The sequence below is a fragment of the Microbacterium sp. FW305-3-2-15-F-LB2 genome (assembly GCF_058787255.1).
In genome coordinates this window covers 3,139,586-3,156,873 of sequence record NZ_JBYSZO010000001.1, presented here as the reverse complement: position 1 = coordinate 3,156,873, position 17,288 = coordinate 3,139,586, and the positions used below count along the sequence as shown (strand labels likewise).

Annotated in this window: 16 protein-coding genes; 11 read left to right on the top strand and 5 right to left on the bottom strand. The window is 72.1% G+C overall.

What is annotated here, in order from left to right; translation table 11 throughout:
• Window positions 1–167 precede the first annotated feature (167 nt).
• The 3 genes from AC3WLZ_RS15180 to AC3WLZ_RS15170 all read left to right on the top strand — a co-directional run bounded on the left by AC3WLZ_RS15180 (window position 168) and on the right by AC3WLZ_RS15170 (window position 2,870).
• The gene (locus AC3WLZ_RS15180; RefSeq protein WP_492470606.1) at window positions 168–890 is read left to right on the top strand and encodes a VIT1/CCC1 transporter family protein; all 723 of its coding nucleotides are present in this window, start codon (window positions 168–170) and stop codon (window positions 888–890) included.
• A gap of 91 nt (window positions 891–981) precedes the next feature.
• Complete coding sequence (locus tag AC3WLZ_RS15175) at window positions 982–1,785, top strand: enoyl-CoA hydratase-related protein (RefSeq protein WP_492470605.1); 804 nt, start codon at window positions 982–984, stop codon at window positions 1,783–1,785.
• A 119-nt stretch (window positions 1,786–1,904) separates the two neighbouring features.
• Entirely contained in the window at window positions 1,905–2,870 is a 966-nt protein-coding gene (locus AC3WLZ_RS15170; RefSeq protein WP_492470604.1) for a cytochrome b/b6 domain-containing protein, read from the top strand.
• A 214-nt stretch (window positions 2,871–3,084) separates the two neighbouring features.
• Here the strand turns inward: AC3WLZ_RS15170 and AC3WLZ_RS15165 are convergent, their stop codons facing one another.
• The gene (locus AC3WLZ_RS15165; RefSeq protein ID WP_492470603.1) at window positions 3,085–3,663 is read right to left on the bottom strand and encodes a TetR/AcrR family transcriptional regulator C-terminal domain-containing protein; all 579 of its coding nucleotides are present in this window, start codon (window positions 3,661–3,663) and stop codon (window positions 3,085–3,087) included.
• 55 nt (window positions 3,664–3,718) lie between these two features.
• Here AC3WLZ_RS15165 and AC3WLZ_RS15160 point away from each other — a divergent pair, with 55 nt between their 5' ends.
• From AC3WLZ_RS15160 to AC3WLZ_RS15150, 3 genes are read left to right on the top strand one after another with little or no spacing between them, the layout of a single operon-like run.
• On the top strand, window positions 3,719–4,327 hold the full coding sequence (locus AC3WLZ_RS15160; RefSeq protein WP_412925741.1) for a biotin transporter BioY: 609 nt from the start codon (window positions 3,719–3,721) through the stop codon (window positions 4,325–4,327).
• Window positions 4,324–5,007, top strand: a complete 684-nt coding sequence (locus AC3WLZ_RS15155) for an energy-coupling factor ABC transporter ATP-binding protein (RefSeq protein WP_492470602.1) — start codon at window positions 4,324–4,326, stop codon at window positions 5,005–5,007. Before AC3WLZ_RS15160 ends, AC3WLZ_RS15155 begins: the two co-directional genes overlap by 4 nt.
• Window positions 5,001–5,597 (top strand): CbiQ family ECF transporter T component, encoded by a 597-nt coding sequence (locus AC3WLZ_RS15150; protein WP_492470601.1) that lies wholly within the window; start codon window positions 5,001–5,003, stop codon window positions 5,595–5,597. The genes AC3WLZ_RS15155 and AC3WLZ_RS15150 overlap by 7 nt, the downstream gene beginning before the upstream one ends.
• Window positions 5,598–5,761: 164 nt before the next feature.
• On the opposite strand, the gene cofE is transcribed toward AC3WLZ_RS15150, so the two are convergent.
• Window positions 5,762–6,532 carry a coenzyme F420-0:L-glutamate ligase gene (cofE, locus tag AC3WLZ_RS15145; RefSeq protein WP_492470600.1) on the bottom strand — a complete coding sequence of 257 codons (771 nt, stop codon included), beginning with the start codon at window positions 6,530–6,532 and terminating at the stop codon, window positions 5,762–5,764.
• A gap of 1 nt (window position 6,533) precedes the next feature.
• Window positions 6,534–7,040: a GNAT family N-acetyltransferase gene (locus AC3WLZ_RS15140; protein WP_492470599.1), complete on the bottom strand. Its 507-nt coding sequence runs from the start codon at window positions 7,038–7,040 to the stop codon at window positions 6,534–6,536.
• A gap of 107 nt (window positions 7,041–7,147) precedes the next feature.
• Between AC3WLZ_RS15140 and AC3WLZ_RS15135 the strand changes: the two genes are divergently transcribed.
• Together AC3WLZ_RS15135 and AC3WLZ_RS15130 are read left to right on the top strand one after the other, a co-directional pair.
• Window positions 7,148–8,047 (top strand): DUF817 domain-containing protein, encoded by a 900-nt coding sequence (locus AC3WLZ_RS15135; RefSeq protein ID WP_492470598.1) that lies wholly within the window; start codon window positions 7,148–7,150, stop codon window positions 8,045–8,047.
• A 23-nt stretch (window positions 8,048–8,070) separates the two neighbouring features.
• Entirely contained in the window at window positions 8,071–8,631 is a 561-nt protein-coding gene (locus AC3WLZ_RS15130; protein ID WP_412925735.1) for an acyl-CoA thioesterase, read from the top strand.
• 152 nt (window positions 8,632–8,783) lie between these two features.
• Here the strand turns inward: AC3WLZ_RS15130 and AC3WLZ_RS15125 are convergent, their stop codons facing one another.
• Window positions 8,784–9,764, bottom strand: a complete 981-nt coding sequence (locus AC3WLZ_RS15125) for an acetylxylan esterase (protein WP_492470597.1) — start codon at window positions 9,762–9,764, stop codon at window positions 8,784–8,786.
• Window positions 9,765–9,936: 172 nt separating this feature from the next.
• Here AC3WLZ_RS15125 and AC3WLZ_RS15120 point away from each other — a divergent pair, with 172 nt between their 5' ends.
• The 3 genes from AC3WLZ_RS15120 to arfA all read left to right on the top strand — a co-directional run bounded on the left by AC3WLZ_RS15120 (window position 9,937) and on the right by arfA (window position 16,479).
• Complete coding sequence (locus AC3WLZ_RS15120; protein WP_492470596.1) at window positions 9,937–13,641, top strand: aldehyde dehydrogenase family protein; 3,705 nt, start codon at window positions 9,937–9,939, stop codon at window positions 13,639–13,641.
• Between the two features lie 168 nt (window positions 13,642–13,809).
• On the top strand, window positions 13,810–14,820 hold the full coding sequence (locus AC3WLZ_RS15115) for a LacI family DNA-binding transcriptional regulator (protein WP_492470595.1): 1,011 nt from the start codon (window positions 13,810–13,812) through the stop codon (window positions 14,818–14,820).
• Between the two features lie 141 nt (window positions 14,821–14,961).
• Complete coding sequence (gene arfA, locus AC3WLZ_RS15110; RefSeq protein WP_492470594.1) at window positions 14,962–16,479, top strand: arabinosylfuranosidase ArfA; 1,518 nt, start codon at window positions 14,962–14,964, stop codon at window positions 16,477–16,479.
• An 87-nt stretch (window positions 16,480–16,566) separates the two neighbouring features.
• Here arfA and AC3WLZ_RS15105 read toward each other — a convergent pair whose 3' ends face one another.
• The gene (locus AC3WLZ_RS15105) at window positions 16,567–17,148 is read right to left on the bottom strand and encodes a 1,2-dihydroxy-3-keto-5-methylthiopentene dioxygenase (RefSeq protein ID WP_492470593.1); all 582 of its coding nucleotides are present in this window, start codon (window positions 17,146–17,148) and stop codon (window positions 16,567–16,569) included.
• Window positions 17,149–17,288 lie beyond the last annotated feature (140 nt).

Here is a 17,288-nt window from a genome sequence, read left to right as displayed (position 1 = left end):
CCTCGGGTGCGGGGATGGGGTGGAACGAGCGGTGCGGGGGCGCCGAACGCCTTCACTGTGCCCAGTGGGGGTGACATCCCGGTGAACGGGGCGGGAAGGGACGGGGGTGGATGCCGCGATGCGACCGATCGGATCGACGCGGTTCCCCGCGGGACTAGCCTGATCGCGTGACCGATTCGCCCGCCGGAGCGCATCCCGATGAACCGCACCGCCAGGGACTCGCGCAGCGCCTGAACTGGCTGCGTGCGGGAGTCCTCGGGGCGAACGACGGCATCGTGTCGACGGCGGCCGTCGTCGTCGGTGTCGCCGGCGCGACGAGCGAGGTCGGTCCTGTCCTCATCGCGGGGCTGGCCGCCCTCGTCGGTGGCGCGATCTCGATGGCGCTCGGCGAGTACGTATCGGTGTCGAGCCAGCGCGACAGCGAGCACGCCCTCATCCAGAAGGAGAGCCGCGAGCTCGCGGACGACCCCGAGGCCGAGCTCGCCGAGCTCGTCGGGCTGTACGAGGCGCAGGGCCTGAGCCGCGAGACCGCGACGCGCGTGGCGACCGAGCTCACGGCATCCGATGGCCTCAAAGCCCACCTGTCGGTCGAGCTCAACATCGACGTCGACGACGTGGTCAGCCCGTGGGCGGCCGCCCTCGCCTCGGCGGTGGCGTTCACGATCGGGGCGATCCTGCCGATGCTGACGATCCTGCTCGTCCCGGTCGAGGCGCGCGTGCCGCTGACGTTCGTCGCCGTGCTCATCGCGCTCGCGGTCACCGGCTATCTCGCCGCGTGGATCGGCGGCGCGCGCCGCGGCCGTGCGATCCTGCGCACCGTCATCGGTGGCGCGCTCGCGCTCGGCGCGACGTACGGGGTCGGCGCGCTCTTCGGGGTGGCGACGGGTTGATCACGCGTCGACGGTGAGCGGAAGCCCTCCGGCGATGTCGGGGGAGCGTGCGACGATGCCAGGGAAGGCCACCGATCACGACGGGAGTGACATGACCGACGAGCATGCCGGCGACCGCAACGCCGCGTACGAGACGATCCGGGTCGAGCAGCGCGGGCGGGTGGGGTGGATCACCCTCGACCGCCCCGAGGCGCTCAACGCATTGAACTCGCAGACCATGGTCGAGGTGGTCGCGGCGGCCACGGCGTTCGACGACGCTCCCGACATCGGGGCGATCGTCGTCACGGGCTCCGAGAAGGCGTTCGCCGCGGGAGCCGACATCAAAGAGATGGAGTCGATGTCGGGGCTCGACATGACCCTGACCGACCACTTCGGGCCGTGGCGGCGCTTCGCCGCGGTGCGCACTCCCGTCATCGCTGCGGTGTCGGGCTACGCCCTCGGCGGCGGGTGCGAGCTCGCCATGATGTGCGACATCATCCTGGCGTCCGACCGGGCGAAGTTCGGGCAGCCCGAGATCCAGCTCGGCGTCATCCCGGGCCTGGGCGGCACGCAGCGCCTCGTGCGGGCGATCGGCTCCTACAAGGCCGCCGACATGGTGCTCACAGGGCGCATGATCGACGCCGCCGAGGCTGAACGGGCGGGTCTGGTCTCGCGGATCGTTCCCACCGCTGACCTGCTCGACGAAGCAGAGGCGGTCGCACGCACGATCGCCGAGAAGTCGCTTCCGGCGCTGTACGCGGCGAAGGCGGCGCTCGACGTGGCGCTGGAGTCGACCCTGGCCGAGGGCCTGCGTTTCGAGGGGCAGGCGTTCGCCTCCCTCTTCGACACCGCCGACCAGAAGGAAGGCATGGCGGCGTTCCGCGAGAAGCGCGGACCGAACTTCTCCCACCGGTGAGGGAGACGGGCGCTTACCACCGTCGCGTTCGGCGACCAATCCCGCGCCGCGCGCGGTCGGGAGACGGGCGGGTTCGGTATCGTCGGGAGGTCAGTCCTCGCTCCGGCCCTGAGAAGTAGATGGCCTCCACACCCCGCAACCCGCAGCGCGGGTCGTCGCGCGTCCTCGGCGATCTCACGGTCGCGCAATGGATCGGATCCGTCGTGCTCCTGAGCGCGGCGGCGCTCGGGCTCGCGGCGTTCGTCGTGCTGATCGCTCGCGTGCTCGTGTCGCTCGGGCCGTTCCGCGACTTCCTCGCCGCCTACCCCGGGACGTACGCGCTCCCGGACGTCGCACCCGTCGGCATCCCGGCGTGGCTCGGCTGGCAGCACTTCCTGAACAGCCTGTTCCTCCTGCTCGTCATCCGTTCGGGGCTCCAGTTCCGCCGACAGAAGCGCCCGGATGCCTTCTGGTCGCCGCGCGGCAACAAGCGGCGCCGCATCAGCCTCGCGCTGTGGTTCCACCAGGCGATCGACGTCCTGTGGATGGCCAACGGCGTCGTGTACGTCGTGCTGCTCTTCGCGACGGGGCAGTGGATGCGGATCGTCCCGACGTCGTGGGAGGTCTTCCCGAACGCGGTGTCGGCCGCGCTGCAGTACGCCGCGCTCGACTGGCCGACCGAGAACGGCTGGGTGAACTACAACAGCCTGCAGCAGCTGTCGTACTTCGCGATCACCTTCGTCGCGGCGCCGCTCGCGATCGTCACGGGCGTGCGGCTCTCGGGCGTGTGGCCGAAGGGCGCCGAGCGTCTGAACCGTCTGTTCCCCGCGGAGTGGGCGCGTCGCATCCACTTCCCCGTGATGCTGTTCTTCGTCGTCTTCATCGCCGTGCACGTGTTCCTCGTGCTCGCCACCGGCGCGCTGCGCAACCTCGACCACATGTACGCCGCGCGCGGCTCGGTCGACCCGGACGCCTTCGCCGCCGACCCCACCGGTCTGCTGTTGTTCGCGGCATCCCTGCTGATGATGGCGGCCGCGTGGATCGCGGCCCGTCCGTCGTTGCTGATCCCGGTCGCGCGCCTGTTCGGCGACGTCAAGCAGCGCTGACGCGTCGCCTGGGCGTCGGCCGCGCGCGTGGGCGCCGGCGCTGCGCGTGGGCTCCGGCCGCGCGGGTGGGCGCCGGCCGCGAGAGCACACGATCCGGTCGAGCGCACACGATGCGGACGTCCCGATCGGGCGCTCTCGACCGGATCGTGTGCGTTGGGCGCCGCCCTGTGGCGCCCACGCCGGCGCGCGCGCCCGCGGCGCCTACCCGGGCGCGCTACGCCGGCCGTGCAGCGGCCGCGGCGTGCAGGCCGCGGTGGATGAGCTCGACACCGAACGCGAAGTCGGCATCGGGGACGTGCGCCGCGCCGGGGGCGACGACACCGACGCTGTCGTACTGCAGGCGTTGCTGCTCGTGCCAGACGTGGCCGAGGACGAAGTGCAGCAGGGTCGTCGCGGCACGGGTCGCGACCTCGGGGGAGAAGCCCTCAGCGGTCACGGCGGCGGCGAGGCGATCCAGGGCGGTGGTCGAGCCGAGGCCGAGCGCGAGCGTGCTCGAGACGACCTCGGCTCCGTCGCGGTAGGCGAGCAACGCGTCCCGCAGGGCGCGGGCTTCGGCGACGACGCCGGATCCGCGCACGAGGGATGCCGCTTGCCCGACGATCCGGTCGGACAGTTCGGCGAGGAGCGACTGCTTGTTGGGGAAGTGCCAGTACAGCGCGCTCGGCTGGACGTCGAGCCGCGTCGCGAGACGGCGCATCGTGAGGTCGGCGAGCCCGTCGTCGTCGAGGATCCGCAACGCCGCCCGAGCGACGTCGTCGGCGGAGTGGCCGCGAGGGCGTGCGGGGGGCGTCACGGATATGAGTATAGTGAACGCCGTTCAGGTGAACACCGTTCAGGTAAGGATCGACATGACCTCCCCCTCCCGCTTCCGCGCTCCGGATGCCACCGACCTGGCCCGCGTGGCCGTGCTCGCCGCCTTCATCGCGGTCCTGGGTCTGCCGGGCAGCTTCCCCGTGTTCGGCGGTGTGCCCATCACCGCGCAGACCCTGGGCGTGATGCTCGCCGGCGCGATCCTCGGGCCGTGGCTCGGCGCGCTGTCGGTCACGGTCCTCCTCGTGCTCGTTGCCGTCGGGCTTCCGCTGCTGGCGGGCGGCCGCGGCGGGTTCGCGGTGTTCGTCGGGCCGACCGCGGGTTACGCACTCGGCTGGATCTTGGGAGCGATCGTGGTCGGACTCATCGTCCACGCGGGCAATCGACGCCCGGTCTGGTGGCGCACCGCGATCGCGATGGTCGCCGGCGGTGTCGTGGCGATCTACGCGCTCGGCATCCCCGTGCAGAGCCTCGTGACGCGCCTGCCGCTCGGAGACACCGTCCTGGCGAGCCTCATCTTCCTGCCCGGCGATCTGCTGAAGGCCGCGATCGCGACGATCGTCGTGACGCTCCTCGTGCGTGCGTACCCGCGCGGATTCCGTCGGCAGTGGCGAGCGGCGCCGGTCGAGGAGCCCGTCCACGCGTGATCCTGCACTGTCGTGATGTGGGCGTGCGCCTCGACGGGCGCGAGGTCCTGCGCGGCGTGACCCTCGATCTCGAGGCCCGCACGATCGCGGTGATCGGCGACAACGGCTCGGGGAAGTCGACGTTCGCCCGCGTGCTCGCCGGTCTCGTCCGCCGCGACACCGGCGACGTGCGGGTGCTCGGACTCGATCCGGATCGGGACGCCGCCGAGCACCGCCGCCGTGTGGCCCTCGTGCTGAGCAATCCGGACGCGCAGATCGTCATGCCGGTGGTGTCGGAGGACGTCGCCTTCTCGCTTCGCCCCGAGCGTCTGCCCAGGGCGGAGCGCGCGGAGCGCGTCGCCCGCGCCCTCGACCGGTTCGGGCTCACCGACCTCGCCGAGCGGCCCGCGCACGACCTCTCCGGCGGACAGAAGCAATTGCTCGCGCTGTGCGGTGCGTTCGTGCGAGAGCCCGACCTCGTGGTGGCCGATGAGCCGACGGCCTTCCTCGACGCGCGCAACGCTCGCCGTGTCGCCGACCACCTTCTCGCCGACACCGGCCACGCGCTCGTCCTCGTCACCCACGATCTCGGCCTGGCGCGGCGGTGCGACGCCGCCGTGCTCTTCACCGACGGGCGCGTGACCGCGGCGGGTGTGGCATCCGAGGTCGTCGACACCTACGAGCGGGCCCTGGCGTGCTGAGCCTCTACCGTCCGGGTGACGGCATCCTGCACCGCCTGCCCGCGGGGCCGAAGATGCTGTTGCTCGCCGTCGCGGCGGTCGCGCTCGCCGCCCTGCCGACGGTCGCGTGGGCGGCGGCGGTGTGCGCCGGCGCGGTGCTCGCGGCCTACCTGGTCTCGGGAGTCGGCCTGCGTGAGCTCGGTCGACAGGTCTGGGGTCTTCGCTGGATCATCGCGGTCACCGCGATCGGCCAGCTGCTCTTCCTCGGTCCCGAGCCCGCCCTGGCCAACACCGCGCGCGTCGCGGCTGCTCTTCTCGTCGCGGCGCTGCTGCCCCTCACGACGCGCGTGGACGACATGCTCGACGCCCTCGAGCGCGGCCTCGGGCCGCTCCGCCGGATCGGGATGGATGCCGAGCGCGCAGCGCTGCTCCTCGCGGTGACGATCACGACGATCCCCGTCCTCGCGCGGCTCGCCGCCGAGGTGCGGGAGGCGCAGCGCGCGCGGGGCGTCCGCCCGTCGCTGCGCGCGGGCGTGGTGCCGTTCGTCGTGCTGTCGCTTCGACACGCCGACCAGCTCGGCGAGGCCCTCACCGCGCGCGGCGTCCGCTGACCCCCCGCCCCGCTGAACCTCGTCCCACTTATGGCTGCTTGGAGGCGGTGGGAGTGACCATAAGTGGGACACGCACCGCCAAAAGTGGGACGAGGGGTGTGCAGCAGCGACGCCGCCCCGACCGGCGCGGGTCAGTGGCGGGTCGGCGGCGGATCAGTGGCGGGTCAGTCGGCGGCTCGGCCCGCCGCGAAGCCGGCGGCGTAGGCCTCGTCGGAGCCGAGGGCGAACATGTCGCGCTCGGCCGGGCGCACGATCGAGCGCGCTCCGGGCAGGTCGAGGTCGCCGACGAGGTCGGCGCGCCCGCGCACGACGGCGACGGGGAGGCGGGCGGCCTTCCCCTTCACGAGGTCGGTGGCACCGGCGATCTCGTCGGCCACGCACGGCAGCGTCACCATGAGCGGGCGGCCCTCGGCATCCACCGTCCCGCGCAGGTCCTCGAACACGTGCACGCCCGCGGCGCCGATCGCGTGGTCGGTCTGACCTTCGCGCCAGGCTCGGCCGAGGGTGTCGGTGATGAGCACGCCGACACGGGGGCCGGCCGCGCGGAGCCCCTCGGCGATGCGACGCGCCGACGCGTCGGGGTCTTCGGGCAGCAGCAGCACGGTTCCCTCGGGGGTGTTGCTGGCGTCGACGCCCGCGGCGGCCGAGACGATCCCGAGACGGTTCTCGACGATGCGCGTCACGTGTCCCGCCGGGGAAGTGCGGGATGCCACGAGCCGGACGGTCTCGCGGGTGATCGCGTCCTCGCGGTCGTCGGCGCGGAGGATGCGGCCCTCGGCCTTCGACACGATCTTGCTGGTGATGACGACGATGTCGCCGTCACGCAGATCGGAGCCGTCGCGAGAGTCGGCGTCGATCGCCGCCCGGATTACGGTGACGAGGTCGGTGCCCGGCGAGATCTCGCCGATGCCCTCCAGAGCCCAGATCTGCAGCACGTCAGCGGACGAAACGCACCTCGGTGAGCTCCTCACCGAGGAACGGCTCGACGTGCGACGCGCCGTCCAGCGCGAAGCCGTTGCGTGCGTAGAAGCGGTGGGCGCGGGGGTTGTCCTCGGCGACCCACAGGTAGAGTGCTTCGCCTTCGTCGACGGCGGCGTCGAAGAGCTGCTGGCCGATGCCCGTCCCGTGGTAGGCGTCGAGCAGGTAGATGAAGTACAGCTCGCGCGCGCGGGGGGCGTCGTCCTCGCGGGCCGGGCCGGAGCCGACGAAGCCGACGATCTCGCCGTCGACGAGCGCCGCGCGCATCCGGTAGTCCTCGCCCTGAGAGGCCCAGTGGGTCCACAGCTCGGCCATGCGCTTGGGGGAGACCGCTTCGAGCGCGGCGGTGCTGATGAGGTGGTCGTACGTTTCGTGCCAGCACGTCGCGTGCACGCGGCCGAGGGCCTCGGCATCCACATCGCGCACCGGACGGACGACGATGTCGGTTCGGGGTTCCGCAGTCATGGCGCGACTCTACGCGGACGTTCCGCGACCGGGAAATCGAACGTCGACGACCCCGCGATGCGCTAGGGCGGGGCATCCTGCCAGACTCGCGTGCCACGATCCCGGGCATGATCGCGCGCCCCGCCCTGACGTCGGTCGAGGCTCGCATCGACGCGTTCGCGAACCGGCTGCTGCGCTCCGCTCCCGCGACGGGAGCACGGGCGCGCCTCGTCGAGTTCGCGGTGTTCGTGCTCAAGCAGGCGTGGGCGTGCGTGTTCGGCGCGGCTTTCCTCGCGGTCGTTCTCGCGGCGAAGCTCTGGTACCCCGACGACGCGGTGCTCGCCCGCAACGACGCGGTCACGATCGCGGCCGTCGCGATCCAGGTGGCGATGGTCGTCGGCCGCCTCGAGACGTTGCGCGAGCTCCGCGTCATCGTGCTGTTCCACGTGGTCGGCACGGTGATGGAACTGTTCAAGACCGACGTCGGGTCCTGGATGTACGAGGCGGACGGCGTCCTGCGGCTTGGCGGCGTCCCGCTCTACAGCGGCTTCATGTATGCCGCGGTCGGCAGCTACATGGTGCGGGTCTACCGGTTGTTCGACCTGCGGTTCTCGCGCTACCCGCGGCGGTGGGTCACGGCGGTCGTGGCCGCCGCGATCTACGCCAACTTCTTCACCCACCACTGGATCGTCGACCTGCGATGGGTGCTCATGCTCGTTGTGGTCGCGCTCTGGTGGCGCACGACGATGCACTTCCGCTTCTTCCGCGGAACGTTCCGGATGCCGCTTCTCCTCGCCTTCGCCGGGGTCGCGGTGTTCATCTGGCTCGCCGAGAACATCGCGACCTACGCCGGAGCGTGGCTCTACCCGTCGCAGGTGGGCGGATGGCATCCGGTCGACGCGTCGAAGCTGTCCTCCTGGTTCCTGCTGATGATCGTCTCGGTCGTCCTGGTGGCCTGGGTGTACCCACCACGGCCGCCCGAGCCGGCCGCGTTGTCTGCTGTGCACAAAGGAATCGCCGAGTCGTAGGCGAATCACTACGCTCGCGGCTCGTGAACGTCCTCTGGCGCACCCTCCTCGTCCTCCTCCGCGCGCGGCGTCGTCTGCGCCGCGAAGGGCCCATCGACCCGAACACGATCGGACGGATGCGCGTGCGCGTCCTCCCGACCGACATCGACCTGCTGCGCCACTTGAACAACGGGCGGTACCTGTCGCTGTTCGATCTGGGGCGGTGGGACCTGCTCACGCGCACCGGGATCGCCGGGGCGATGAAAGCGCACGGGTGGTACGCGGTTGTCGCGGCCGAGACGATCACCTTCCGCCGGTCGCTGGAGCTGTGGCAGCGGTTCGAGCTCGAGACGCGCATGCTCGGCCACGACGACCGCGCCGTCTACCTCGAGCACCGCGCCGTGGTCGACGGCGAGATCTTCGCGCGCGCGATCATCCGGGCCCGCATCCTGCGCCGCTCGGGCGGCACCGTGCCCCACGAGGAACTCTTCGCCGCGATCGAACGCCCCGAGGGCGTGCCCGACGTCGAACCGTGGGTGCACGACTGGGCGGCGGCCTCCGCCCTCCCCTCGACGAAGCGGCCCGCGCCGAGCGACTGGCGCTGAGCCCCGCCCGGCCGGGGCACCGCGACCGCCGCGGGTCCGTGCCTCAGCTCTCGGTGGGCCCCGCGTCCCGACCGGCGCGGGTCCGTGCCTCAGTCCTCGGCGGGCGCCCTGTCGGTCGGGCCCAAGCGCCTCAGCTCTCGGTGGGCCCCGCGTCAGCCGAGGCCGAAGCGGGCGTCGAGCCAGGCGACCTGGCGCGCCCAGTGCCGCGTCCCGCCGCCCTCGTGCCCGTTGTAGGGGTACACCTCGATCGCCGCATCCTCGGATGCCAGGGCGTGGAACGCCGCGAAGACGCCGGACGGCAGCACGATGTCATCCATCAGGGCGACGGAGAAGAACGCGGGAACCTGAATGCGTCGGGCGAGGATCGCCCCGTCGATGTGGGACAGCGTGTGCAGGGCTGCCGCCGTGTCGTCGCGGTGGATCGAGAGCCAGCGCGTGACCTCGGTGAACGGCGCGGAGGGCGTACGCACGATCGCGTTCGGGATGTCGCACAGGAACGGCACGTCCGGCATGACCGCGGCCACTTGGTCGCCCGACAGTGCCGCCGCGGCGATCGACAGCGCGCCGCCCTGGCTGCCGCCGGTGACCGCGACGCGGGTGGCATCCACTCCCGGCAGCTCGCGCACGACGTCGACCAGGCGAGCGGCGTCGGTGTACAGGCGGCGGTAGTAGTACTCGCGGGGATCGTGGATGCCGCGGGTCATGACGCCGGGGTAGGCGGCGGTGGACCCGTGCGGGTCGGGGGTGTCGCCGATGCTCCAGGTCGAACCCTGACCGCGCGTGTCCATGATGACGTGGACGTATCCGGCTGCCGCCCAGGCGATCTTGTCGCCGGGCAGACCCCGGCCACCGCCATAGCCGATGAACTCCACGACCGCCGGCAGCGGTTCGTCGCCATGCGGGCGAACGACCCATCCGCGGATCTCGTCTCCGGCGTACCCGGTGAAGGTCAGGTCGTGCACCGACAGCGCGCGCACCGGACCCGCCACGGGAGTTAGGGTCGCGGGGCGAGCGGCGGCGCGCGCCTCGGCCAGGGTCTCGGTCCAGAAGGCATCCAGTCCCTCCGGCTCGAGGAGCTCGGGGCGGTACTCGTGCAGCAGGTCCAGCGGCATGTCGGTGAAGGTCTGAGCCATGGCGATCTCCAGTGGTCGGGGCGAGTCGACAGTAGCGAAAGGAAGCACCCCCGCGTATCGCGATGCGGAATCCGGTGTCACGGTCGGCGGCGCCTCCTCGCCCGCGTGTCGATTCCGTGCCGTGCGGCGGGGCCGCCGCGGCCGCGCGAGCGCGGTGCCTAGGCTGTGGAGCATGAGCGAGAACGACCCGCACGCGCACGGTTCCCTGCTCTCCGGCGACGCGGTCGAGCGCGCGGTCGCGCTGGCCGCGACGTTCGCCGAGACGGTCTCCCCAACTCCCTCGCCGTTCGCGTCGCCCGACGCCGCACGCTTCCTCGCGCGGGCCGCTGACGGCATCCTGCGTCCGGAGGGAACGACCGCCCCCGCCGCCGCCCTGCACCGGCTCGCTGCCGACGTCCCCTCCGCGCTGCCGTGGGTGGTGCGCAGCGCCCTCCAGCTCGGCGGTGCGATCGCGCCCGTTCTCCCCGCCCCGGCCGTGCCGCTGGCCCGCCGAGCGCTCGCCGACACGGTGTCCCGCCTCTCCCTCGACGCGCGCAGCGACCGCCTCGGCCCCGGGCTCGCCTCCCTTCGCGCCGACGAGGTCACCCCCGACCTCCGGCTCGTCGCCCCGGCCGTGCGCGGCGAGACGGCTGCCCGGCACCGGTTCGACGGCATCCGCGCCCTCGTCGCCCGCGAGGACGTGGACCGCATCTCCGTCGCCATCCGCGACGTGGTGAGCGGACTGTCGCGGTGGGCCTTCGAGGCCGACGTCGAGCATGCCGCCGAGCGACTCCTGCCGCTCTTCCTGGATGCCGTCGGCTCGGGCACGCGCGTCACGCTCGTCGTCGAGGGACGCGACGATCTCGACCTCACCGTCGCCGTCCTCATCCGCGTGCGGGAGGAGCCGCGCCTGCACGACGCCCCCGCCGGGATCGCGCTGCCCGTCAGCGTCCCCGAGTCGCTCGGCGCGCTCCGGGAGCTCGCCGCGTGGGCACGCGTTCGAGTGGCGGACGGCGGAGCGCCGCTCGCGGTGCGACTCGACGACGCCGTGCCCCCCACCGACGACGCCCTGCGGGCGGCACGGCACGGCTGGCCCGCTCCCGCGGTCACCGCGACCGCCGACCGGGACGCGCTCGCCGTCGCGACCGTCCGGGAGGCGCTCGGCCGTCGTGCGACGGAGGGGATGAGGGTCGAGTTCGCGACCGTCGACCCGGTACGCGCGGCGATCGTCCGAACGCTCGCGGAGTCGGCGGACGCCGCGATCGACCTCGCGCTGCCGCTCGGCGCGGGATGGGGCATCGACGGGCCCCATGCGGTCCTCGCCCCGGTGGTCCACCCCGACGACGCCGATGCCGTCGTGGCGACCCTGGCTGCGCGCGTCGCCGATCGGAACCCGTCCGACGACGGCGAGCTCGAGGCCCGCATCGCCGCCGCCCTCGCCGTGCCCGACGCGGCGCCCGTCCCGCCGCGCCCGCCGCACCGGGGTATGGTCCCCACGCCGCCGATCCTGCGCGAGCCCGCCGCCGACGATGCCGCCGAGCCCGGCCTCACGCAAGCGGTCCTCGGCATCGCCCGCGACGCCGCGCCCGGCGACACCTCCGCGCTCCGACCCGACGTGCAGCAGATGCTCTTCGGCGGGCAGGCGTTCGTCGACACGGCGGTGTTCTCGGTCCGTGAGACGGCGGAGCTCTCCGGTGCGGCGCCGGGCTTCCGCAATGCCGCCGAAGCCGATCCGAGCGTCCCGGAGGACCGGGCATGGGCCCACGACGTCCTCGCCACGGTTCCCGGATCCACCGCCGGTGATGCGACCGCGGCAGCCGGTCGCGTCGATGACGCGGCGGGGCTCGACGCGGTGGTCGCCCGTGTCCGGGAGGCCTCCGACGAGTGGGGGAGCCGGGCCGCGACCGATCGCGCCGCCGTGATCGAGGCGGCGTCCCGTTCGCTCGCCGAACGGCGCGCCGAGCTGGTCGAAGTCCTCGTGTCCGAGGGTGGGGCGCTGTTCGCCGAAGCCGACGCCGAGGTCGACGTCGCCGTGGACGCGGCCGCCTACTATGCCGCGACGGCGAAAGAACTCGACCGCGTGGCCGGCGCGGTGTTCGTGCCCGACCGGGTGACCGTCGTCGCCCCGCGGTGGAACTCGTCCGTCGGGCTGTGCGCCGCCGAGACCCTCGCGGCGCTCGCCGCCGGGTCGGGCGTCGTGCTGACACCGTCGCCGCGCGCCCGACGGGCGGGAGCCGTCGTCGCCGAGGCGCTGTGGGCGGCGGGTGTCCCGCGCGACGCGCTCGCCTACGTCGACCTGAACGAAGAGGCATCCGGTCGGGCTCTCGTCGTGCACCCCGGCGTCGATCGCGTCCTGCTCGCGGGGGCACGCGCGACCGCAGAGAGGTTCCTCCAGTGGCGCCCCGACCTGCCGGTGCAGGCACTGACGGCCGGCCGCAACGCCGTGATCGTCGCGCCCTCGGCCGATCTCGACCGCGCGGTCGCGGACATCGTCGAGGGCGCGTTCGCGCGGGCGGGTCAGGCGGCGACCGCGACCTCGCTGGTCATCCTCGTCGGCGCGGTGGCGCGGTCGGCCCGGTTCCTCGCTCAGCTCAAGGATGCCGTCGGGTCGCTGCGGGTCGGACCCGCCGACGACCCGCTGTCCGATGTCGGGCCGCTCGTCGAGGAACCCGCGGGCGATGTCCGCCGGGCCCTGACCGTTCTGGCCGACGGCGAGCGGTGGCTCGTCGAGCCGCGAGAACTCGACCTCGGGCCCGAGACAGCCGGTCGTTTCTGGACCCCGGGCGTGCGCACGGGCGTGAACGCGGGGTCGCCCCTGACCCAGAGCGGCGTCGCCGCGCCGGTGCTCGGCATCCTGCACGCCCCCACTCTGGCCCGCGCGATCGAGCTCCAGAACGTCGTGGGGTCGGGTTTCGTCGCCGGGCTGCACACGCGCGACGCGGCCGATCTGGAGCTGTGGCTCGACACGGCCGATGCCGCCGTGCTGCGGGTGAACCGCTCCACGACCGGGGCGACCGTACAACGCGAACCGCTGGGCGGCTGGGGGGCCGCATCCGTGGGCCCCGGGGCAATGTCGGGTGGTCCCAACCGGCTCGTGACGCTCGGATCGTGGCGGAAGTCATCGGGGGGTCCGGCCTCGTCGACGCTGCATCTGCGCGGCCTCGACACCCGGATCTCGTCGCTGATCGAAGCGGCTCAGCCGACGCTCGACTACGCCGCGTTCGAATGGCTGCGCCGGGGTGCGCTGTCGGACGCGGTCGCGTGGGACCGCGAGTTCGGCCGGGTCAAAGACGCCTCGCGCCTGGGTGTGGAGCGCAACCTGTTCCGGTATCGCCCCGCCGACGTGGCCGTGCGCGCCACGGCGGACGCCCCCTGGCAGGCGGTGCTCCGGGTTCTCGTCGCGGCCGTGCGCTCGGGTTCGCGCTTCAGCCTCAGCACCCCCGTGGGGCTCCCCGCCGACGTGCGGCGTCTGCTCGGCGAGAGCGTGGTGCCCGTGTCGGTCGAGACCGACGCCGAGTGGCTGCAGCGGATGGCCGGCGGCCTCCCCGATGCCGAGACGGTCGGTGGCGCGGCGGAAGACGGTGCGGCAGGCGGTGAGGGCGTGTCGGAGGGTGTGGCGTCGGCGAGGGTCTCGGTGACGGAGACGGCTCCGCCGGATGCCACGCCGAGTCGCGCTCGCCCCCCGCGGGTACGGCTCGTCGGCACGGTGGCATCCGTCGAGGCTCTGCGCGCCGCCCTGGCCGAGACCATGGCGGGCGACCCCGACGTGACCGTCTTCGCGGGCGAAGTGACCACCGCGGGCCGGATCGAGTTGCTGCCGTTCCTCCGCGAACAGGCGGTGTCGATCGAGGCGTTCCGCTTCGGCTTCCCCGACCCCTGGAGCGCCGAGGTCATCTGACGCTCGCGCCCGTCGCTCCCCGCGCGCGATCCGGTCCCGCGCCGACGATCGGGGCGCCCGGAATACGGGCGTTCGCCCCGTTCGTCGGGCGTTCTCCCCGCCGGGGCGCAGCCGCATCGGAGGGTCTGCAACGTTGTAGAGTCACCCCACGGGGCGGGGAGGGATGCTATGAGCGCGACGCTGCATGATGTGGCGCGAGCGGCCGGCGTGTCGATCAAGACGGTCTCGAACGTCATCAACAACTACCCGCACGTGCGTGCGACCACGCGCGAACGCGTCGAAGCAGCGATAGACGAACTGCAGTATCGACCGAACCAGGCGGCGAGGAGTCTTCGTTCCGGTCGCGCCGACATGATCGGGTTGATCGTCCCGGATCTGCGGAACCCCTACTTCGCCGAACTCGCCGATGACGTCATGCGGGCGGCTCGCGCGCACGGATTCTCGGTGCTCATCGAGCAGTTCGACGCCGATCGTGACAGTGAGCTCGCGGCCCTTCGGGGCGCGCGACGCCGCGGGCTGGACGGTGTGCTGTACTCGGTCGTCTCCCTCGGTGAAGACGATGCGGCCCTCCTGGACGACGTCGGGGTGCCGATGGTGCTGCTGGGGGAGCGGATCTTCCACTCGGCCTATGACCACGTGACGATGCGCAACATCGAGGCCGCTCACGCCGCGACGGCGCACCTGATCGCGGCCGGGCGACGTCGCATCCTGGCACTCGGGTCGCATCCCGGCGAGGTCATCGGGTCGGCGGGTTTGCGTCTGCGCGGGTACGAATCCGCGCTCGCCGAGGCGGGGTGGGAACTCGATCCTCGACTCGTCGTGCCGGTCGATCACTGGCACCGGGTAGACGGGGCGAATGCGATGCGCGCGGTCCTGGACGCGGGTCTCGAGTTCGACGGGGTGGTCGGCTTCAACGATTCGATCGCTCTCGGGGCCATGCGCGTCCTCCTCGAGCGCGGTGTGCGTATCCCGGACGAAGTGGCCATCGTCGGCTTCGACGACCTCGACGAGACGCGCTATTGCCTCCCCGCCCTGACGACCATCGATCCCGGCCGATGCGAGATCGCGCGGGTGGCGGTCGATCTGCTGGTGGAGCGCATCGCAGGGGGCGGCGACCCCCTCCCGCGGGAGGTGCTCGCCGATTTCCGACTGGTGGAGCGCGAGTCGACGCGAGCCTGAGGGCATCGCTTGACAGCGCTGAGTCGTCCGACCATCATTTACAACGTTTACCTACATCGTTGTAAATGACACAGCGCGCTGACACGCGGACGCCTCTCAGTCGTCGACCGATTCGCCTCATGCGCCTCCGGAGGAGCACAGATGACCACCGCACGCCTGACCGTCGACGCCCGATTCCCGATTGGGGCGGTGCGACGTCGCCTGTTCGGCGGCTTCGTCGAGCACCTCGGACGCCACGTCTACGACGGCATCTACGAACCCGGCCACCCCGAGGCCGACGAGCAGGGGTTCCGCCGCGACGTGCTCGAGCTCGTGCGCGAGCTGGGCGTCTCGATGATCCGGTACCCCGGCGGCAACTTCGTCTCGGGCTTCCGCTGGGAGGACAGCGTCGGTCCGCGCGACGAGCGCCCCCGCCGCCTCGACCTCGCCTGGCACTCCACCGAGACCAACGAGGTGGGCCTGCACGAGTTCGCCGACTGGCTCGACAAGGCCGGCAGCGAGCTCATGCTCGCCGTGAACCTCGGCACGCGCGGCACGCTCGAGGCCATCGACCTGCTCGAGTACAGCAACCTCCCCGGCGGCACGACGCTGTCGCAGCGGCGCATCGACAACGGCCGCGCGGCGCCGTTCGACGTGCGCGTGTGGTGTCTCGGCAACGAGATGGATGGGCCGTGGCAACTCGGTCACCGCTCGGCCGAAGACTACGGCAAGCTCGCGGCCCGGACCGCGAAGGGCATGCGCCAGCTCGACCCCTCGATCGAGCTCGTCGTGTGCGGATCGTCGGGCGCGCAGATGCCGACCTTTGGCGAGTGGGAGCGCGTCGTGCTCACCCACACGTACGACGACGTCGACATGATCTCGTGCCACGCCTACTACCAGGAGCACGACGGCGACATCGACTCGTTCCTGGCATCCGCGGTCGACACCGACCGGTTCATCGAGGCGGTCGTCGCGACCGCCGATCACGTCGGGGCGGTGAAGGGCTCCGACAAGCGCATCGACATCTCGTTCGACGAGTGGAACGTCTGGTACATCGACCGCGTCGCGTCCGAGAAGCCCACGGCGATCGACGACTGGCCCGTGGCTCCGCGCCTGCTCGAGGACGTGTACTCGGCGGTGGATGCCGTGGTCTTCGGCAGCCTCATGATCTCGCTGCTCGCGCACGCCGACCGGGTGGCATCCGCCTCTCTCGCCCAACTCGTCAACGTGATCGCACCGATCATGACCGAACCCGGCGGACCCGCGTGGCGGCAGACGACGTTCTACCCGTTCTCGCTCACGTCGCGGCTCGCGCGGGGCGAGGCCCTCCGCGTCCAGGTCGAGGCGGGCACGATCGACACGGCGAAGCACGGCACGGTCCCGGCGGTGGATGCCGTCGCCACCCACGACGCCGACACGGGCGACGCCGCGGTCTTCCTGGTGCACCGCGGACGGCACGAGGCCGTCGACGTCGCGATCGACGTCACGGGCTTCGGGAACGTCGAGCTGGTGGAGACGCACCTGCTGCACGACGACGACCCGTACGCCAGCAACACCCTCGAGCACCCCGACCGCGTGCGGCCCCGACCGCTCGAGGGAGCGCGGGTCGAGGGTGGCATCCTGCGCGTGACGCTTCCACCCATCGCGTGGGCCGCGCTGGCCCTGCGGCGGGTCGGCTGAAACGCGTTCGGGGCGCGATCCTCCGCGTGGGGCGGGGGAATCGCGCCCCGAACGGCGAATCGCGCCCCGAACGGAGCGAACGCGGCGTCAGGCCAGCTGAGCCCGGCGGGCGTGCAGCTCGTCGAAGGTCGCGAACGTCTCGGCGATGGGGTTGCCGGTGAAGTGGCCGACCCAGCCGTCGTCGTCGTGGAAGAAGCGGATGCTGACGAACTCGGGATTCGTGCCCATGTCGAACCAGTGCGTGGTGTTGGCCGGCACCGAGACGAGGTCGCCCGCTTCGCAGTAGAGCGCGTGGACCTTGCCGTTCACGTGCAGGTAGAACACCCCGGCACCCTTGGCGAAAAAGCGGTCCTCGTCGTCGTCGTGGCGGTGCTCGGACAGGAAGCGCTCGCGCGAGGCGACCTTGACTTCGTCGTAGTTCTCCTGCGCGGGGGACAGGCCCACGATGTCGACCAGGGTGTACCCCTCGTCCTGCTTGACCTTCTCGACCTGCTCGGCGTACAGCGCGAGGACGTCGTCGAGGACGGCGTCCGAGGCGATCTCGTGCACGTCCCAGCGGGAGAAGCGGGCGCCGAGCTCGGCGAGGGCGGCACGGATCTCGTCCTCGTCGGTCGTCTCGAGGACGGGGCTGGTCGGGTCGGTCTCTTTCCAGACGGTCAGGAGCGTCACGGCTCCTCCTCTCGGACGAATGCGGTCGGGATGCCTCGATTGTCTCGCCCGCCGCGGGTTCCGTGGGTGTTCCGAGGTGGATGACCCGTAACAAAGCGCAACCCGAAGGGTCCCTGCGGGGCACCACTGCTTGACTGCTC